Source organism: Gilvibacter sediminis, assembly GCF_028561565.1.
GTDB lineage: Bacteria > Bacteroidota > Bacteroidia > Flavobacteriales > Flavobacteriaceae > Gilvibacter > Gilvibacter sediminis.
In genome coordinates this window covers 633,658-652,735 of record NZ_JAQQTE010000004.1, presented here as the reverse complement: position 1 = coordinate 652,735, position 19,078 = coordinate 633,658, and the positions used below count along the sequence as shown (strand labels likewise).

At 34.9% G+C, this 19,078-nt stretch carries 24 protein-coding genes; all 24 read left to right on the top strand.

Features of this window, described 5'->3' with window-relative positions:
• Positions 1 to 141 precede the first annotated feature (141 nt).
• The 24 genes from POW22_RS10280 (at position 142) to POW22_RS10165 (ending at position 19,031) form a co-directional block, all read left to right on the top strand.
• On the top strand, positions 142 to 1,536 hold the full coding sequence (locus POW22_RS10280; RefSeq protein WP_272832582.1) for a zinc metalloprotease: 1,395 nt from the start codon (positions 142 to 144) through the stop codon (positions 1,534 to 1,536).
• 33 nt (positions 1,537 to 1,569) lie between these two features.
• The gene (locus tag POW22_RS10275) at positions 1,570 to 2,484 is read left to right on the top strand and encodes a T9SS type A sorting domain-containing protein (protein ID WP_272832581.1); all 915 of its coding nucleotides are present in this window, start codon (positions 1,570 to 1,572) and stop codon (positions 2,482 to 2,484) included.
• A 170-nt stretch (positions 2,485 to 2,654) separates the two neighbouring features.
• The gene (locus POW22_RS10270) at positions 2,655 to 2,942 is read left to right on the top strand and encodes a DUF1905 domain-containing protein (RefSeq protein WP_272832580.1); all 288 of its coding nucleotides are present in this window, start codon (positions 2,655 to 2,657) and stop codon (positions 2,940 to 2,942) included.
• The gene (locus tag POW22_RS10265; RefSeq protein ID WP_272832579.1) at positions 2,939 to 3,622 is read left to right on the top strand and encodes a helix-turn-helix transcriptional regulator; all 684 of its coding nucleotides are present in this window, start codon (positions 2,939 to 2,941) and stop codon (positions 3,620 to 3,622) included. Before POW22_RS10270 ends, POW22_RS10265 begins: the two co-directional genes overlap by 4 nt.
• 115 nt (positions 3,623 to 3,737) lie before the next feature.
• Positions 3,738 to 4,370: a hypothetical protein gene (locus POW22_RS10260; protein WP_272832578.1), complete on the top strand. Its 633-nt coding sequence runs from the start codon at positions 3,738 to 3,740 to the stop codon at positions 4,368 to 4,370.
• 257 nt (positions 4,371 to 4,627) lie between these two features.
• Positions 4,628 to 4,840 carry a hypothetical protein gene (locus POW22_RS10255; RefSeq protein ID WP_272832577.1) on the top strand — a complete coding sequence of 71 codons (213 nt, stop codon included), beginning with the start codon at positions 4,628 to 4,630 and terminating at the stop codon, positions 4,838 to 4,840.
• Positions 4,841 to 5,326 carry a hypothetical protein gene (locus POW22_RS10250; protein ID WP_272832576.1) on the top strand — a complete coding sequence of 162 codons (486 nt, stop codon included), beginning with the start codon at positions 4,841 to 4,843 and terminating at the stop codon, positions 5,324 to 5,326.
• 317 nt (positions 5,327 to 5,643) lie between these two features.
• Positions 5,644 to 5,931, top strand: coding sequence for a hypothetical protein (locus POW22_RS10245; RefSeq protein ID WP_272832575.1), 288 nt, complete (start codon positions 5,644 to 5,646; stop codon positions 5,929 to 5,931).
• Positions 5,932 to 6,145: 214 nt separating this feature from the next.
• Positions 6,146 to 6,709: an RDD family protein gene (locus tag POW22_RS10240; RefSeq protein ID WP_272832574.1), complete on the top strand. Its 564-nt coding sequence runs from the start codon at positions 6,146 to 6,148 to the stop codon at positions 6,707 to 6,709.
• Positions 6,710 to 6,860: 151 nt separating this feature from the next.
• A complete protein-coding gene (locus POW22_RS10235; RefSeq protein ID WP_272832572.1) occupies positions 6,861 to 8,252 on the top strand; it encodes a T9SS type A sorting domain-containing protein in 1,392 nt (463 codons plus the stop codon).
• Positions 8,253 to 8,534: 282 nt separating this feature from the next.
• Entirely contained in the window at positions 8,535 to 9,299 is a 765-nt protein-coding gene (locus POW22_RS10230) for a DUF6090 family protein (RefSeq protein ID WP_272832571.1), read from the top strand.
• A 269-nt stretch (positions 9,300 to 9,568) separates the two neighbouring features.
• Positions 9,569 to 10,369: a DJ-1/PfpI family protein gene (locus POW22_RS10225; RefSeq protein ID WP_272832570.1), complete on the top strand. Its 801-nt coding sequence runs from the start codon at positions 9,569 to 9,571 to the stop codon at positions 10,367 to 10,369.
• 154 nt (positions 10,370 to 10,523) lie between these two features.
• Complete coding sequence (locus tag POW22_RS10220; protein ID WP_272832569.1) at positions 10,524 to 11,087, top strand: Crp/Fnr family transcriptional regulator; 564 nt, start codon at positions 10,524 to 10,526, stop codon at positions 11,085 to 11,087.
• A 75-nt stretch (positions 11,088 to 11,162) separates the two neighbouring features.
• Positions 11,163 to 11,696, top strand: a complete 534-nt coding sequence (locus POW22_RS10215) for an SRPBCC domain-containing protein (protein ID WP_272832568.1) — start codon at positions 11,163 to 11,165, stop codon at positions 11,694 to 11,696.
• Positions 11,696 to 12,169, top strand: coding sequence for a YdeI/OmpD-associated family protein (locus tag POW22_RS10210; RefSeq protein ID WP_272832567.1), 474 nt, complete (start codon positions 11,696 to 11,698; stop codon positions 12,167 to 12,169). The genes POW22_RS10215 and POW22_RS10210 overlap by 1 nt, the downstream gene beginning before the upstream one ends.
• A 151-nt stretch (positions 12,170 to 12,320) precedes the next feature.
• Positions 12,321 to 12,728 (top strand): hypothetical protein, encoded by a 408-nt coding sequence (locus POW22_RS10205; RefSeq protein ID WP_272832566.1) that lies wholly within the window; start codon positions 12,321 to 12,323, stop codon positions 12,726 to 12,728.
• A gap of 318 nt (positions 12,729 to 13,046) precedes the next feature.
• Positions 13,047 to 13,922, top strand: a complete 876-nt coding sequence (locus POW22_RS10200; RefSeq protein ID WP_272832595.1) for an RNA polymerase sigma factor — start codon at positions 13,047 to 13,049, stop codon at positions 13,920 to 13,922.
• A gap of 116 nt (positions 13,923 to 14,038) precedes the next feature.
• Positions 14,039 to 14,548, top strand: a complete 510-nt coding sequence (locus tag POW22_RS10195) for an SRPBCC family protein (protein WP_272832565.1) — start codon at positions 14,039 to 14,041, stop codon at positions 14,546 to 14,548.
• Between the two features lie 57 nt (positions 14,549 to 14,605).
• Positions 14,606 to 15,223, top strand: a complete 618-nt coding sequence (locus POW22_RS10190) for an SRPBCC family protein (RefSeq protein ID WP_272832564.1) — start codon at positions 14,606 to 14,608, stop codon at positions 15,221 to 15,223.
• A gap of 59 nt (positions 15,224 to 15,282) precedes the next feature.
• The gene (locus POW22_RS10185; protein ID WP_272832563.1) at positions 15,283 to 15,639 is read left to right on the top strand and encodes a SnoaL-like domain-containing protein; all 357 of its coding nucleotides are present in this window, start codon (positions 15,283 to 15,285) and stop codon (positions 15,637 to 15,639) included.
• Between the two features lie 18 nt (positions 15,640 to 15,657).
• The gene (locus POW22_RS10180; protein WP_272832562.1) at positions 15,658 to 16,167 is read left to right on the top strand and encodes an SRPBCC family protein; all 510 of its coding nucleotides are present in this window, start codon (positions 15,658 to 15,660) and stop codon (positions 16,165 to 16,167) included.
• 152 nt (positions 16,168 to 16,319) lie between these two features.
• Positions 16,320 to 16,898 (top strand): Crp/Fnr family transcriptional regulator, encoded by a 579-nt coding sequence (locus POW22_RS10175; protein ID WP_272832561.1) that lies wholly within the window; start codon positions 16,320 to 16,322, stop codon positions 16,896 to 16,898.
• 60 nt (positions 16,899 to 16,958) lie between these two features.
• The gene (locus tag POW22_RS10170; RefSeq protein ID WP_272832560.1) at positions 16,959 to 17,726 is read left to right on the top strand and encodes an MBL fold metallo-hydrolase; all 768 of its coding nucleotides are present in this window, start codon (positions 16,959 to 16,961) and stop codon (positions 17,724 to 17,726) included.
• Between the two features lie 561 nt (positions 17,727 to 18,287).
• Positions 18,288 to 19,031: an AraC family transcriptional regulator gene (locus POW22_RS10165; protein WP_272832559.1), complete on the top strand. Its 744-nt coding sequence runs from the start codon at positions 18,288 to 18,290 to the stop codon at positions 19,029 to 19,031.
• The last annotated feature ends 47 nt before the right edge of the window (positions 19,032 to 19,078 follow it).

Here is a 19,078-nt window from a genome sequence, read left to right as displayed (position 1 = left end):
CAAGGCCATGGTGGAAGAGAAGAAAATTTAATTTAAAGAGATAAAACGTTACGTTTAGCGCGCGTCGGATGGTTCGCACGGCGTTTATACGGGGACGTTGGGTAACATATTAAACACAAATAACCTAAAATAAATCTTAAAATGAGAAATCTCCTATTAGTACTGTTTTTCTCTCCCCTTTATTTTTACGCACAATCCTCAATTAATTGTGGAAACACTAACTCTATTTATGGTAAAAAATCCTATCATACTGGTTCAACTGGAGTTTCGTTAGCTAGTGGCGACCCTTTTGTATTTAACATATATTTTCACAATGAGCAGGATATAATTGAATTAACAGAAAATGATTATTTGAGAGCCGTCGCATATCTAAACCAGGTATATAACCAATTTGATATTTTCTTTAAGTATCGAGGGTTTGTTGAAGATGATCCTACGCCATTAACTAATATGTTTAACATTTTAGTTAGGGAAACTGCTGGTGATGGATCAGCACTTACCCCTAATTTTATTAATATTAGCTATACCACGTTCCTTTCTGATTTACCTATAATATCTCATGAGGTAGGTCACATTCTCGGTTTATCGCATACATTCCAAGGCTCGCCAAGGACTGAAAGTACATTCGTTGATCCGTTGACTTGTGAGTTTGATCCGGTTGGAACTCAAAGGGAAACAGGATACTTTTTCGAAGATCTTCCTGGAGATGATTTGGATGCAGAGAATGTAACACGTGATACTTCTTCTCCAGACTACAATGCTGCTATTGCAGGAGATTTTGTCGTAGATACACCTGCTACATTTCAGGAACCGAATGTGTGCAGTGACCCATCTACAGGTATTTCTTACTATATCTACTCTGATGAAGTTGTTGACGAGACTGGAACGCCATACCTTGACATTGATGTAAGGAATATCATGAGCTACAATGAATTCCAATATCTCGATAATTTGACAATTGGTCAAGGTGTAAGAATGCGCGAAACCATTGCGAATGAGACTATTTTGCAAGATAGACTAACAACGATAGAATCCTTATATGAACCTTATTCTGGGATTTACAGAACATGTTGCTGGCAACCAGAGGCAAATGAGAATCCACCAAGGTTTCAGCCTGGATTTGATTATGAATTTGTGGCATGTTCTGATTCAAGTATCTTGTCACTCGGAAGGCCACTTCCTTGGCCATATGACGATTTGACTTTTAATACTGGCGATGTGGTTTATAGTTTTCCAAGTGATTACGATGTCTATGAAGATATTGTACATTTGAATAATACCGCAATAAGAATAGTTCAATTAGAAGAAACTCCGAGAAGATGCTACTCCAATCTCGCAAAAAATGCAAATAGCGGCACTATTGTGAAATTCAACGACGGAGTTTTTAACGCAAATGTAACTGCAACAGCGAAAGATTCGCTCGGGATTAATGATCCAAACCTTGTGAATAATCTCGAAAATGGTTTATTTTTAATTGAGACCAACTTTGATGATGGAACACAAGATCAAAAAGTGATATTAAAGGATAACGAATAAATGCTTCGCTTCAAATTCATACTGTTATTCACTTTGCTTGCTAAATTTGCATCTGCTCAGTACACTGCAATTCCGGATCCAAATTTTGAACAATGGTTACTAGATGCAGGTATTGATTCTGAAGGTACTTTAGACGGTCAAATATTAACTTCAGATGCTCTTTCTGTAGTTGAAATTGAAATAACTAATTCCGACAATAACATTTTCAATTTTGCTGGTATTCAGGATTTCGGGAATTTAGAATCGTTTACGGCAGGCTTTACCGATTGTATCGAGATAAACTTTGGGGCATTACCTAATCTTCATACCATTCTACTAAATATAAATGATCAACTAGAGACAATTGATTTAAGTGGGTGTCCACAACTCGAAAATTTAATGATTGAGTCCAATAATATTTTGTCATTGGACCTATCAAGCAACCTACAGTTAAGTAATTTATCTTGTTCGCTAAATAGTATTCAAGTTCTAGATTTACGATTAAACACCCTATTAACAAGAGTAATTTGTAACTTTAATTCTCTTGTAAGTCTGGATTTAAGAAATGGGAACAACACAAGCATCACTTCATTTAATAGTACAAATAATCCTGATTTAGAATGCATATTTGTGGATGATCCTGCATATAGTGAAGCCAATTGGACAAACGTTGATGCCACATCTAATTTTGTTTCAAATGAAGCTGAATGTAAAGCTTTGAGTATTTCAGATTTTCAAGAGCTACAGTTGGTTATTTATCCCAATCCGGTCTCTACATTTTTTGAAATTGACAATAAAAATAGTCTAGAACTTGAGCGACTTGAGTTATACGATATGGGAGGAAAATTGGTGAAGAAATTTAATGCCCAAATGTCTACTTTTTCTGTTTTTGGTTTAAAAAAAGGTATTTACTTTCTAAAAATTACGCATGAGAATGGTATTTGGGTTGAAAAACTGGTAATAGAATAATACGTTACCCAACAACGCATAATCGCCATTGCTCACAAGGCCTTGGTGGCAGAGAAGAAAATTTAATTTAAAAAGATAAAACGTTACGTGTAGCGCGCGTCGGAGGGTTCGCACGGCGTTTATACGGGGACGTTGTGCCCAATTAAAACAAACCAAGAACTGAATAATAATTGCAAGCAAAAATTAAATATAAATTTTCTGGAAAAATATGGGCTGGAGGCTGGTTTTTTGTCTCTTTGCCAAAAGATATTTCCAAAGAAATCCGAGAACAATTAAAATGGCAAGAAGAAGGCTGGGGACGAATGAAAGCCACAGTCATAATTAAGGAAATTGAATGGAATACAGCCATTTGGTTTGACACCAAGCACGACACATACCTTCTTCCCCTAAAGGTTGATATTAGAAAGAAAGCGAGTTTAGAATTGAATGAAATTGTTGACGTAAGCATTGCCATATGAACAGACTTACAAGAATAACCGCAGTCTTAATTCAACTTCAGTCGAAAAGAATAGTAACAGCTAAAGAAATAGCAGAACGATTTGAAGTAAGCCTGCGAACAGTCTACAGAGACATTAAAACATTACAAGATGCAGGAGTACCAATAGGCTCAGAAAATGGCGTAGGCTATTTTATTGTAGATGGTTACAAACTTCCCCCAATATCCTTGACCGAAGAAGAAGCAAATGCCTTGATCACTTCTGAAAATTTCATTAAAAAACAAGGGGATAAATCACTAGTAAGAAATTTTAATTCCTTGCTCATAAAAATCAAAGCCACACTTAAAAACTTACAAAAAGACAATCTGGAGTTGCTCTCATCACGCACTTATAGCTTTCGCAAAGGAGAGATATTTGAGAGTAATTGGCTTTCAGAAATACAAAGAAGTATTTCCAGTAAAACGCAACTTAAAATCACTTATAAATCCCTCTATAAAAAAGAATTGACTAATCGAAAAATTGAGCCACAAGCTGTATATTTTATCAATAACGCTTGGATTGTGATTACTTTCTGCCATCTGCGGAATGAGGTGAGAGAATTTCGATTAGATAGAATTATTCATTTGTACTCTACTTTAGAGCCTTTTCAAAAACTTACCAACTTCAATCTGCAAGAATATTTTGAAAGTTTTCAAACCTAGTTGACATAGGGCTGTCACCGCACCATTCTACTTTTGAACTGTGAAAAATTTAATCATTGGTTTAATCGTCTTGACTTCATTTGGTTGCAATAAGTCGGACACTAAAAAAAGTAAAATGGAACATTCAATAATATTTGGAATGAACAAAGCCTCGGCTTACGAAGTAGCAGTTTGGCGTGCTAAAGAAAATCCTGAAAAAAACAAGCAATTAATCATAGAACAAACAAATCAAGGATTGGCAAAACTTAAAGGTTTTGTAAAACGAACCATTTATCAATCTATTGATGACCCACAACTATTATTCGATTGGGTTGAATGGGATACTATGGAAAATGCTATTCAGGCAGCAAAAGATATGATGACCATACCTGAATTAAAGGAATTTGTTGGACTTATTGACAAGACAGAGGTATTTGAACACTATTCTATCAACGACTTTCATTCAAAGAATAATGGTAATTCTGATGTCATTGAACTTGTCGTTTATCAACTGCAACCTGAAGGAAAAATAGATAAGTTCAAAAAAGCTTACTCAACGGGAATATCAATGGCAGAAGGATATAAAAATCGTTATGTATTGGAAAATAGTAAAGGAGAAAACCAATGGGCAGAATTTGTATTTTGGGAACGTGTTGAAAACGCTAAAGAAGCATCAAAGGCAATGCAAAATAATCCAGAAATCGGGAAAGTTTTTCAAATGGTAAAGGAGATTAAATTAGTTCATCAGTATTTCCAAGAATATAAGTAATAACTGGGCACAACAACGTGTATAAGCAATAGCGGTTTGGGTACTAACTCAAACCGTTTTTCCGTTTAAATTAAGTATATTTCAATCTGAAAAGTGGTCGAACAAAATCCGCTACTGCTCATACACAAACACGTTGGCTTTAATTATGATTTAAATTTTTGCTGTTGAAATCTTTGTTGATATAGAATGCTATTTTATAACCTCCCCACAATTTAGATAAAGTATATTGTTGATTATTAATTTAATATAAGGGATAAATGGATCACAAAAAAATTGTTCTGCGATTAAAAGAAGCTAGGTTTAAATCGCTTGAGGTTATGTCCATTAAAAGGGAACTGCGAAAGTTGCCTTTAAATGAGCAAGTAATAATTCTAGGTAAACTTGAGCAAGAAAAACAAAGGAGTGATAACTCCGATGTTATGGATGTAATAAATGAAATCATTAATGATTTTAAACCACCTAAAAGATAAATGTGTTTCATTGCTTTTCAATTAGAGCATGCTTCTATCATTATTTCTATTCTAGCGTTGTTTGTGAGTATCATTGATCGTCTGGCAAATAATCACAACAACAAAACTACAATGGCGAAAGCTGAAGAGGCCATTAAAATTTCACAAGGTGCTATTGAAATTGAAATTCGAAATTCAATTTCATCGGCCCGAACAAAAGTCAATGACTTTGGTTTAGAATATCAGAAGACCCAAAACGAGAACCCGAAGAAGGATTTATCTTATCAGAAAAAATTTTTCTACTCAATTGTTGAAGATTTCATTAATCAATATGACCGCGCCTGCATGCTATATTTAGATAATAAAATTGATAAAGATCGATTTCGAAAAGAATATAAAAATGAAATCATTAACGTAGTTGAAAATAAGAGCTACAAAAAAAAGTACTTTAATCCTGACAAGCCGCGATTTGAATCACTAATAAGTGTATATCAAGAATTGAAATAACTAAAGCCAACAACGCATATTCCGTGAAGAGAAAGGTCTAGTAGACCTTTTGATGAGGGGACGTTGCGAAGCAACCATTGCTCACAAGGCTATGGTGGTAGAGAAGAAAATTTAATTTAAAAAGAAACAACACTACGTAAACTGTTTATAAAGAGATAGCCTTCCCTTCGGGATGCCTCCACCAAATGTCCACTGGACATTTGCTATTGCTTCGCAATAGTTCGTTACAGCAGTATACGGGGACGTTAGGTGCAATATTCACAAAAACCTTGAATTTAGATATAAATAAGAGCCCACATTTCAAACTCTATATCCTTATGGAGAATCGATTTATGTTTGAAGAAGAGCTTCGAAATAATGGGATTGAATATTTTACAGATGTGGAAAAGCAAATTGGCGTTTCAGATTCGATACGTTACTATTTGAAGGAAGCCGATCGAGAAATAATTGATGAAATAATAGTTAAAAATGGTATCGACTCTGGAATCGAGTCAACAGGTATAAATAGATATGAGATATCTTTAAAACCAGTACGGGCTTTAATACTAAGTTTGGTGATTTTAGTTCTAATTGTGATTGGTGTATCTATCATATTTAGTGATTAATACAGCACCTAACAACGCATAATCGCCATTGCTCACAAGGCCTTGGTGGAAGAGAAGAAAATTTAATTTAAAAAGAAACAACACTACGTAAACTGTTTACAAAGAGATAGCCTTCCCTTCGGGATGCCTCCACCAAATGTCCACTGGACATTTGCTATTGCTTCGCAATAGTTCGTTACAGCAGTATACGGGGACGTTGGCAATTATGTTAGAAATGAATAGTGAAACACGAAAACATGCCGAATTTTCAGATAGGTTTTTTGCAAGTTTAATAGATGCAATTTTAATAGGAGGGCTTACCTTTTTAGTCAATTCTGTGAACTTCTCTATATTCAAAAGCTTTTGGATTTATCTCCTTTTTACTTTGATAGCAATACTTTATAAGCCTTACATGGAGGCAAAGTACAATGCCACTCTCGGGAAAATTGCAATGAAAATTGAGGTAACTGATACTAATTACAACTATATCGATCTACAAAGATCTTTAATGAGAAGTTTAATATTAATAGTTCCTTCTCTAGTTTACATAGTTGTGCATTTCTTTGCATTTAATAATTCTTACGTGACAGGATCAGACGGCGTAATAGAATTTGGCATGAGAATGGGTGAGGAATATCCTTTATTGACAACGATAGCTTCATTTTTGTCATATTCAACTCTAGTGGATATTGTAGTTTATCTTTCAGACATGAGTAAATATCAAAGATCATTAAAGGATTTCATTGCCAAAACATATGTTGTTAAGAAGCAAAGTAACACAATTGCCAACAACGCATAAATCCGCATGGCTAGTTTGCGGCCTCCCCAGAAACTAGTAACTTTAATTAAAACAAAAAGAAACATCTTAGTGTAGGCCAGGCAACTCGTACGCACGTGGTTTATACGGGGACGTTAGCCATCATACTCCCCGTGGTTCTAAAACATCAACAATGTCCCTAAATCAGACAATTACAGGAATATTAATTTTTATCCATTCTTGGACTTATGGACAGTTTGGGCCTCAACAGATCATTACTGATGAGGCTCAACTTGCAAGAGATGTCTTTACCGCAGACATTGATGGTGATGGGGATTTGGATGTTTTATCTGCAAGCAGGAGTATTTCAGGTGACTTTAATATCGCGTGGTATGAAAACGAAGATGGCTTAGGTGCTTTTGGAGCTCCTATAGTTGTGGACGTTTCTTTACAAGAATCCTATGCTTTAACTGCTGCAGACCTTGATGGTGATGGAGATATTGATATTTTGGCAACGTCCTTGTCATTAGACAGGTTGGTATGGTATGAAAATCTCGACGGTTTAGGCAATTATAGTAATGATAAGATAATTTCCTCTTCAGCTAACAATCCACTTTCCGTTATCGCAGTGGATTTGGATTCTGATAATGATATTGATGTGATAACAGGATCTACGGGTGATGGGATTCTGGCCTGGCATGAAAATGATGGTGCAGGTAACTTTGGTGGGGCTCAAGTAATTTCATCTATTAGTAATGGATGGAATGTACAAGCAGGTGACCTTGATGATGACGGTGATTATGATATAGTTGCATCAGCGTCAGGTTCAACAATCATTTTTTGGTTTGAAAATTTAGATGGGCTAGGAAATTTTGGTTCTGAAAACCCGGTCGCCTCGGTTACCGAACCGGCTTCAACTACCAATTTATTCTTAGTTGATTTAGATGGCGACCTCGACTTAGACATAATCGCGAATCCTGCTTTTCCGAGACGATTGGTGTGGTATGAGAATGATGGATCAGGAAACTTTGGACCTGAGCAAATTATCGCCTTAGATTTGATTGGGGCATTCCACCTACACGCGGCAGACCTAGACAATGATGGAGATAATGATGTACTTTATACATCTACTCCGTCGGCCGTTGAAAATACCTCTGAGGTAGGATGGTGCGAAAATTTAGACGGTCTTGGTAATTTTGGTCCCAAACAAAACATAATAAATACCCTAACATTTGCAACAGGTGTTCATGCTGGGGATGTTGATGATGATGGAGATATGGATGTTCTATCTGCTTCTCAAAATGATAACACGATTGCTTGGTATGAGAACTTAACAATCCTAAACGTTGATGAATTCACAGAGCCTAGGTTAATAATTTATCCAAATCCAACTTCTGGAATTTTCAATGTATCAGATGTGAATCTAATCAGACGCATAGAAATATTTGATTCATTGGGTAATCAATTGAAAAGTATTATGGATCAGTTTGATCAAGTAGACATCTCTTCGCTGAGGTCGGGATTATATTTTATTGTATTGCATACAGATTCTGGATATCAAACCTCAAAAATTGTGAAGATTTAAAGGAGTACGTTGGCCAACAACGCATATTCCGTGAAGAGAAAGGTCTAGTAGACCTTTTGATGAGGGGACGTTGCGAAGCAACCATCGCTCACAAGGCTTTGGTGGAAGAGAAGAAAATTTAATTTAAAAAGAAACAACGTTACCTAGACTGTAAACAAAGAGATAACCTTCCCTTCGGGATGCCTCCACCAAATGTCCACTGGACATTTGCTATTGCTTCGCAATAGTTCGTTACAGCAGTATACGGGGACGTTGTGCTTCATTATCAGAAACCGCTAACCAATGATAAAATTCTTTAGAAAAATTAGACAAAATTTACTTTCCGAAAGAAAAACCGGAAAGTACTTTAAATATGCTATTGGAGAAATAATTTTGGTTGTAATAGGAATACTAATTGCTCTTCAAATTAACAATTGGAACGAAAATCGAAAAAATAAAATTGCCGAGGCTGATTATTACTGTAGAATTTTAGATGACTTCGAGCTCAATGAGAAGTTAATTGATGAAAATTATGAGCTGACAATCAACAGAATAAAACTCACCAAAGAGCTTTTAAAAGATTTAAACAACATACCAAATGATAGAAGTTCAATCCTGAATAAATTTGTAGTTGCTTTAAGACACGATGTTTCTACACCCAGTAACATTACCTTCGATGATTTAACATCTTCGGGACAATTAAAACTGTTAACTGATATTAAATTAAAGAACAGACTGATTCAGCACAGTACATTTTTGAACAACACTTTAAATCTATTAAAAGAAAATCGGAATGAAGTTGTTAAAAGATATACAGATTTTGAGCTTATTACCGAATTAGGGTATCAAGATATTGATTATATGAATCGAGAACTCGATAAAGAACATATTGCTTTATTACCGAAAACGAATTGGACCAACGACCCTACTCACCCTATATTCATTAAATTTCAGGATAATCTTGTTTTTATTTTGGGTATGCAAATTAGGCAGAAACAACATTTTTCTAATTTAAAGCAAGAAATACAAGAACCCATAAAACTTTTAAGAAATAAAAAATGTAAATAACGAAAGCACAACAACGCATATTCCGTGAAGAGAAAGGTCTAGTAGACCTTTTGATGAGGGGACGTTGCGAAGCAACCATTGCTCACAAGGCAAGGGTGGAAGAGAAGAAAATTTAATTTAAAAAGATAAAACGTTACCTAGACTGTAAACAAAGAGATAGCCTTCCCTTCGGGATGCCTCCACCAAATGTCCACCGGACATTTGCTATTGCTTCGCAATAGTTCGTTAAAGCAGTATACGGGGATGTTGTGCAACATTAGAAAACGAATATGAAACACCTTACAATTTTATTATTTCTATTTATTCTTTCATGTCAAGAAAACACCAAAGTTAAGACTGATGAAAATGAAGCTATTGATGAAAAAATTTTAACTGATGAAGAAATTGGACAAGCAATATTGACTGAAGAAAAAATTAAAATAAATTCAATCGGTATTTTAGTCTATGATGGATTTTTTGACTTAGATGCTTTTGGACCACATTCTGTATTATCCAGTATGATTGGTACTGATGTTTTTTTTGTGGCTGAGAAAAAAGGCTCAGTAAAGACAAGTTCTGGAATTGAAATCTCAGTTACAAAAACTATAGAAGAAGTTGATAAACTTGATATCTTACTAATTCCTGGAGGTACTGTTGGAACTGTTCGAGCAAGTAAAAATCAAAATTTAATTAATTGGATTAAAAAAATTGACCAAACAACAAAATATACAACAAGCGTATGTACTGGTGCTTGGATTCTTGGTGAAGCGGGACTTTTAAAAAATAAAAAAGCTACAACAAACTGGTATCGAGCTAAGGAAAAGATTGAGTCTTACAATGCTGAATTCGTCCAAGAAAGATATGTCCAAGACGGGAAATTATGGACTTCTGCTGGAGTTTCTGCTGGAATTGATATGAGCTTAGCTCTTGTCAACGAAATTAAAGGAGAAACTTATGCAAAGTTGGTAATGCTGAACTTAGAATACGACCCAAAACCACCATTAAAAGGAGGCTCTATCGAGAATACAAACAAAGGTTTGGTAAATCATATGTCTGGAATGTATGACCAAATATTGGACACTAACAAATAACGATGCACAACATTGGCTACAAGTAATTGCTTGTTCCCACCTACTTCTGAAAATCCTCGCGGATTTTCAATTTGGTGTGTACTTGCAAAGTTAACCGCTAAACCACGCAACTACTCATAGCCGAGAACGTTAGGTGCAATATTAAAAAACATCCGTGAACAAATTAAAATCCGAAATAAAACGACTATCAAATGGCACGGAATCCGAGATAAACGAGATTTACGATAATTTGACATTGACCGTACTTGAAAAAGGCGACTTTTTATTGAAACAAGGACACATTTGTAATCAATATTTCTTTGTCGAAAGTGGAGCGGTTCGACTTTATTATATGAAAGAAGATAAAGAATTTACCGTTTGGCTTGGTCAAGAGGGACAGATATTCACGGAATTGGACAGTTACCTCAATCAAAGTCCTGCACTTGTGTCCATTGAGAGTCTGGAAAATAGTTTGGTCTATCGAATTACAAAGGAAAAAAGTGACAAACTTGCTCTGAAGTCTATTGCATACAACACACTTTTGAGAAGAACGGTTGAGGAGGCTTTTGCGAGTATGTCCAGAAACATCATATCCTTCCAAAGTGAAGACGCCAAAGAACGCTATCGAAGAGTGGAAAAAGAGAAGAATTGGCTCGAAAAATATCCTTTGAAATATGTGTCAAGCTTTATTGGAGTTACCCAAAGTTCGTTGAGCAGAGTTAGAGCAAAAAAAGATTGATTTTTTTGCCATAGGGCAAAAATTGCTGAAATTATCATTTTTAGTTTTGTAACCGTCTAACAAAACACATAAAAGATGATAACAACAATCTTAATAGCAACAGGTATTGGAATTTTAGTTGCTTTACTAATTTTAGTATTCAAACTTCCTACCAAAATCCAGTACGTTGAGGAAATCCGAGTAAACGCACCAGTTAAAAAAGTTTACGATGCAGTAAGATTTCAGGAACAATTAATGGATTGGTCTGCGTGGCCTTCAGAAACCAATTCACAATGTGCCGTTAAAAATGTGGATGGACAAATTGGGGCTCAAACCGTCTATTTGCAAAAAGGAAAACAGTTCGGCTATCAAGAAGTAACTGAACTTGTTGAAAATGAAAAAGTCAGCTTTTATCTTACAAGTAAAGCACCTTTCGAGCAACATACAAAAATGCATTTCTATTTAAGACCAATCAATGAAAATCAAACCAATGTTTCTCTGTATTTTGACAATACATTAAAGCGACCAAGTCACGTCTTTCCGCACATTTTTGGAATTATAAATTGGACACACAAAATGCACTTAAAAGATTTGGCAGGACTAAAGGAATACGTAGAAAAAGAACAATAATGGATTTTTATCAAGACACGCAGTCAATCAAACAACTTGAAAAACGAAAAGGTGGCTACTTCTACTTGAAAATTGATTCAAAAATTATTGAACAATTTAGTCGTAAAAGAGCAACACGATTGATTTGTACGATTGATGAAAATGTTACCTATCGTTGCGGACTAAACCATTTGGGCGATGGTAACTACTTTATAATTCTTGCAAGTAAATACCTTGACCAATTAGAAAAAGAACTTGGCGACACAGTTGAATACAAAATCGAGAAAGACCCAGACCAATTGGGAGTTGATATACCAGAAGTATTGACCGCCTTTTTGGAGCAGGAGCCCGAATCCAAACGAATCTTTGACCAGCTTACGGACGGAAAAAAACGTAGTTTGATTTATGGAATTTTAAAGGTCAAAGACATCGATAGTCAAGTAAAAAACATTCAAGACTTCATAGAAATAGAGAGACGGAAAATAAAATCGTGAAAAAATACTGCACCTAACAACGTTTCTAAGCAATAGCGGTTTGGGTTCTAACCCGAACCGTTTTTTCATATAAAAAAAGTAAATTGTAATCTGAAAAGTAGTCGTTTAAATCCGCTACTGCTCATAAACTAGACCGTTGGCAACAATTTAATTGAAAAAAGAGCATCATCAAATATTGGAACTTTTAAAGTCGTATTTAAAAGATCATCCTGATCAACGATTTGGGCAAGCAATCTTTAATCTTGGCATTAATCAGTTTAAAGAAACTATCGATCCAAGACATCCAAATTATACATTACGAGATATTTATAATGATGGTGATGATGAGATAGTTAAAAGAATGAAAAGGCAAATCGAGTGGTTTGAGTTACAGCAAAAAGTAAATGAAGGCATTTCGAAAGCTAAAAGTCTTGAGGCCACAACAGTTAATGAAAGATTATATCTTACTGGTCTAATGGACTTGTTTAAAAAGTATAAAGAAACTGAAGTTGAATTTGCCAAGTTCATTCTTAAATCCATAGGTGTGGACTACGAATCAATAGATCAAATTCTATCTTAAACAGTTACCAACAACGCATATTCCTTGAAGAGAAAGGTCTAGTAGACCTTTTGATGAGGGGACGTTGCGAAGCAACCATTGCTCACAAGGCAAGGGTGGCAGAGAAGAAAATTTAATTTAAAAAGAAACAACGTTACCTAGACTGTAAACAAAGAGATAGCCTTCCCTTCGGGATGCCTCCACCAAATGTCCACCGGACATTTGCTATTGCTTCGCAATAGTTCGTTACAGCAGTATACGGGGACGTTAGGCACAAGCTGAAAAAAACTTTGTAACACCAATTCAAAATTTGCATCTAAAAGAAAAACCGTGAAAAAGATGCACAATCCACTTGCAAAGAAAGACACAAAAAATTCCGACAGAAGTTTGGTAGAAAAATCGCTGAATGGTAACCGTAACGCATTAGACGAATTGATACGAAAACACCAACCATTCATCTACAACGTGGCTTGGAAAATGACGCACAATCCTACTGATGCTAAGGATTTGACACAAGAAGTCCTTATCAAAGTGATTACCAACCTTTCCCAATTTTCATTCAAAAGTGCATTTCAAACGTGGCTATATAGAATTGTTGTCAATGAGTTTTTGCAGACCAAACGCAAATCAAAAAATCCCCAGTTTGTTTCCTTTGAGTATTATGGTGATACCTTAGACAATATCCCAAACCCAGCATTGACTAAAGAAGAAGAAATTGAGTACGCCGAATTATCTAAAGAAATGCAGATAAGTTGTATGTCGGGTATGCTAATGTGCCTAAACGAAGAGCAACGGCTCATTTATATTTTGGGCGATACTTTTGGCATAGACCACAACTTGGGTGCAGATATTTTTGAGATTTCGCCACAGAACTTTAGAATAAAATTGCACAGAGCAAGAAAAGAACTGTACAATTTTATGAACAACAAATGCGGATTGGTCAAAAAATCAAATCCGTGTAGATGTCCCAAAAAAACTAAGGCTCTAAAGCAATCGGGCTATTTGAATGAGGACACAATGGTTTTCAACATTGATACAACAAAGAAAATCAAAGACTACGCTTCTAAAAACCATACAGAATTGATGGACACCATCGAAGACAAATACACCGAACTTTTTAGAGAACATCCCACCAAAGAAGATTTTGGCAAGAAAACCATAGTGGACGAGTTGCTTAAAGACGATGATTTAAGAAAACACTTGCGTATAAACTAATTTGTTCAACACTTTTTCAAAAGCCTTTCGAGACTAATTCTTGAAAGGCTTTTTTGGTTTTGTAACACCATCCGTTTTTCCGTATCCAAACTGTGAACATCAAAAGTTAAAGAAATATGGAAGTAAAAAAAGAAATCATAGTCGACAAACCCATTTCTGAAGTTTGGGGAATATTGGGCAATCAATTTGGCGATGCTTACAAGTGGGCTCGTGGACTTTACCATAGCGAAAGTTTTGGGCAACCAGCAGTTGAAGATGCGCATTGTAGCAATAGGGCTTGCAATACCTCTTTTGGAGCGATTAAGGAAAAAATAAATGTTTTTAAACCAAATCAACAACTATCCTACGAAGTGATTGAGGGGTTTCCTGGATTCATAAAAAGCGGTCTTAACAATTGGTATCTGACCAAATTAAATGACAATCGAACTAAAGTACATATTCACTTCCTTGGGGAAACTCAAGGAATTCTTGGCGTGATTATGAAGCCAATGATGAAATTAAACTTGAGCATAACTATAAAAGACGCCTTGCAAGATTTTAAGTTTTATGTAGAAAACGGTAAGCCTTCCCCAGAAAAAATCAAGGACATCAAAAAGAACAAAAAAAAAGTAAAAGCGGTAGCGTAAGTTTTGTAACACCTATATCATAACTGTATCAAAATAAAAATCGGAAAATCTTTAAGAATGAAAAATGTATTAAAAGCAACAATCGTCTTGGTTTCTATCTTGGCCTCGACATCGACCTTCGCTCAATCTATGGCGAAAAAATACAAGACAGTACACGTAAAACTTGAAATCAATGCCCCAGCAGAAAGAGTATGGGAGGCAATGGTGTTGGACTATGGAGAAATTTCAAACTTCTCACCTTACATCTACACCTCTGAATATACAAATGGCTCACTAAAAGGAGAGGTTGGTGCAACGCGTAAGTGCAATTTCAACGAAAAGGGAACACAATGGTCTCACGAAAAAATAGCAGAAATCAACCATCAGGATATGATTATGCGGAATATTATTATTGAGGGTAAAAAGTTACCGCTCAATTTAGACAATTCACAAGCCTTTTACAGAGTAACCGATAACGGAGATGGTACTTCTACCGCAGAATACGAGTTTCAATTCCGTACAAAACCTGCGTTTATGGGTTTCATCGCAAAGGGACAGTTTCGTAAACAACTTAAAGGTACCCTTGTAGGGCTTAAGCATTATATAGAAACAGGAGAACGAGTAACGGGTGGCAATGGCGTGTACGAGAAAATCAAGGCCAATTATCCAGAGCCAACAGAAATTAAAAGTAAATAATGTGCGGTTGCTATAACATACGGCAGTTGCAATTATCCAAAATCAAAAACACTTATAGAATGACAAATCAAGAAATAGCAAATAGACTTGGAGCCCTTTTGCGAGAGGGAAAATTTGAAGAAATCTATGACACTTTGTTTGACCAAGAAAAGGTTAAACATATAGAACCACAATCGACATACTTCTCAAACCTAACAGGAGTAAAAGCAATCAAAGAAAAGGACGAGGTAATGAAAGGAAACATTGCAGAGTTTCATTCGATAAAGGTTGGCGAAGCAATTACCAGTAAAGATTTTATCGCTTTACCTTACAAGGCATCTTTTACGATGAAAGATGGCAACAAGGTAGCGTTGGATGAAATCATCATTTATCAAGTCGAAAATGGAAAAATCATTCTCGAACAATTCTTTTATTAATTCTTAAAATTCAGCAAAATGAAATCAATATTTAAAACGGCAATAGCACTATTCACTATTACACTATTCACAGCAAATGTGAACGCACAGAACAGCAATCCAGATTTGTCATACACTTTAGAGGTCGATGCTTCGGCAGATAAAGTGTGGGAACAAATTAGGAAGATGGATAACATCGATAAAATATCTTCATATGTGGCCAAACTGTCTTGGAAAGGCAACAAAGGAGTTGGTGGCGAACGAAAATGCGTAGCACCTGATGGAAAAGGATATTATGTAGAAAAAATACAACAATTTGATGATACCCAAAGATACTATCAATGGGAAGTGGTAGAGGGAGTTCCAGCTAAAAACGTCAAAAATAGCTTCAAGGTGGTTGACTTGGGCTACAACAAGTCGATGATAATTTTTAGGTCAAATTTTGAGTTTATGGAAAATCCGAATATGACTGAAGAACAATTTAAAGCTTTTTTTAAAGGAGCAAGTACTGAAATAGTAACTAACTATGCGAAATTAGCAATGGAGTAAAAAAAGCCTGTGCTTAACAAAGTGTATAAACAATAGCGGTTTGAGTGCTAACTCGAACCGCTTTTTTGTTAGATTAAAGTATATTGTAATCTGAAAAGTAGTTGTTTGAAATCCGCTACTGCTCATACACAAAACCGTTGTACGCAAGCTAAATGAACCGTGATTTAACCAAAATATCATCATTTTTTGAAACAGAATATCCATTGAATAAAGATGGATTAAAAGAGTTATTAGACCTATTTAGCGTAAAGAGATTTAAGCGAAATTCAAAAATTCTTATATCAAATACAGAAGAAAAGCAATTACGTTTTTTGAATCAAGGTATTGTTAGAGAATTTTATACATCTAAAGACAGAGAAACAAACATAAATTTTTACACTGAACCTCAGTTTATTACAGATTTATCATCGTTTATTTACGATTTAACTACTAAAAAATATCAAGAAGCCTTAACGGATATAGAATTGTTGGTAATTGATAAAAATTCTTTCAGACAAATTTTAAAAAAATATGAATGTGGTAAATCATTTATTGATTTATCTTTTCAAAAACTATTAAAACAAAAAGAACTTTTTGAATACAACAGAGTAACCAAATCACCCGAAGAATTATATAACGATTTACTTATTTATAAACAAAATTGGTTGTTAACTATTCCACAATATCACCTTGCTTCTTTTCTAAATATTACACCTGAAACATTGAGTAGAATTCGCAAACGCGTTTCTTGATTCAAATCAATGGAATTGAATAACTGTAAATCTAATTTTGTCCTTTAGAAAGGCAAAATTATGAAGATAACACACATTCGAAATGCTACAATGGTCATCGAAACTAAAGACAAGGTAATTTTGGTTGACCCAATGTTAGGTGCAAAGGGTAAAGCAGGACCAACATTTACATTATTTAGATATAAAGCAAGAAAGAACCCAATAATCGATTTACCGGCCAATGCAATAGACATTGTGAATAAAACTACACATTGTTTGATAACTCATTTGCATCCTGACCATTTGGACAAAAAAGCGGAAGCATTTCTAAAATCAAAAAACATTCCTATAATCTGTAGTGTAAAAGATGAAAAAAAACTTCGTAAACGCGGATTAAATATTATACAAACAGTAAACTATTGGGAAACTTCCGAATTTTTAGAAGGTACAATAGAAGGAATACCAGCAGTTCACGGATATGGATTCATAGCCAAACCTATGGGCAATGTAATGGGATTTTATATACAGTTGCCAAATGAGAAATCCATCTATTTAAGTGCTGATACCGTTTACACAGATGATGTTCACAAAGTATTATCGGAATACAAACCAGATATTAGTGTGGTAGCGAGCGGTAGAGCTCAATTAGACCTTTTCCAACCATTATTGATGAGAATGGAAGACATCATAAAATTCGTTAAAAATTCACCCAACAAAGTTATAGCTAACCATTTAGAAGCAGTTAATCATTGTCCAATTACAAGAAAAGAATTAGCATTTGAATTAGCAAGCAAAGATCTCAAGGAAAAAACCCTAATTCCACAAGACGGAGAGATTATGGATTTTTAAGAGAAATAAACATTATAAACATATTAGACCTGAAAAATGAAATACGGAAGAATAATAATTTTTGGAGGTAGTAGTGGAATTGGATTAGCTACAGCCAAATATTTGAGTGATAAGTGTGAAGAGTTAATTTCGCTCTCATGAAGAAAATCACCATTCGGAAAATGGATTGAAACGGACATTACAAAACTGTCGGATATAGAAAATGCTGTAGCGAAAATTGGAACAGCTTAGTTGAAACCAGGATACATTGCGACACCAGAAGTCATAGAAGATTTTTAACAATCAAACACATCAATGGACTACGCCTCACCGTTAGATGATGTATTTGTAGTTATAGGAACAATCTTAAATTTAACTAATAGGACAAATATTAACGAATTGGAAATGCCAACTATGCTATAAAAAAGCCAGCGTACAACATTGTATAAAAAAAAACCGGTTTAATCGCTACAACCAAATTGAAATATATAAATCAAACAGCGGTTACAAACGGAATGGTAAATGATCAAAAGTCTGCTACTATTCTTATACGTTACCGTCACTTGCAAGCTGAAAAATACTGTGGATAAATTATCATTCAAAAATCAAAAAGACGCTTTTCCACTTCATTATCATTCTGAGTTTTGCATATCGCTAATTAAAAAAGGCGTTGAACTTATAAATATAAAGGAAAAACAATTCGTTGGACAAGCTAACGATATTACCATTACACATCCCTATGAACTGCACGCTAATCCTATGTATTCTGAAACAAACCTGCTATCATTTGACACGCTTTACGTTTCAGACGCATTAATAAGAGAAATACTTCCCTTAGGCAAGACGTTCCATTTTGATAATAGAGTTATAAGAGACTTGAAACTTAATGAATTGTTTGAAAAGATAATGATTACTTCAACTGAAGTGGAAAAACCATTATTAGAAGAGTTTGTTGTAAAGTTGTCCTCTTATAGCGAATTGACCCAAGAACCAAAAATCAGCAAGCCTTTAGATAATTGGGAAGATATAGAGACTTATATTGAGCAACATATAAAAGAAAATATAAGCCTAGACCAATTGGCAAGTATTGCCAATCTCAACAAATATAGCTTCTCACGAAAGTTTAAAGACACTACAGGTATTACACCTGTGCACTATACGCTTATGAAAAAAGTATTTCATTGTAAAGAGACTATAACAAAGCAATGTACCCTTACCGAAAAGGCCTATGAATATAACTTTACCGACATCTCACATTTTTCAAAAGCGTTCAAAAAATTTGTTGGTGTAAGGCCCACGACCTACCAGCAAAAATTCTTGCCTTAAAAGTCAATATTATACCAATCTGCAAAAATTAGTTTTCTTCTCTTTGA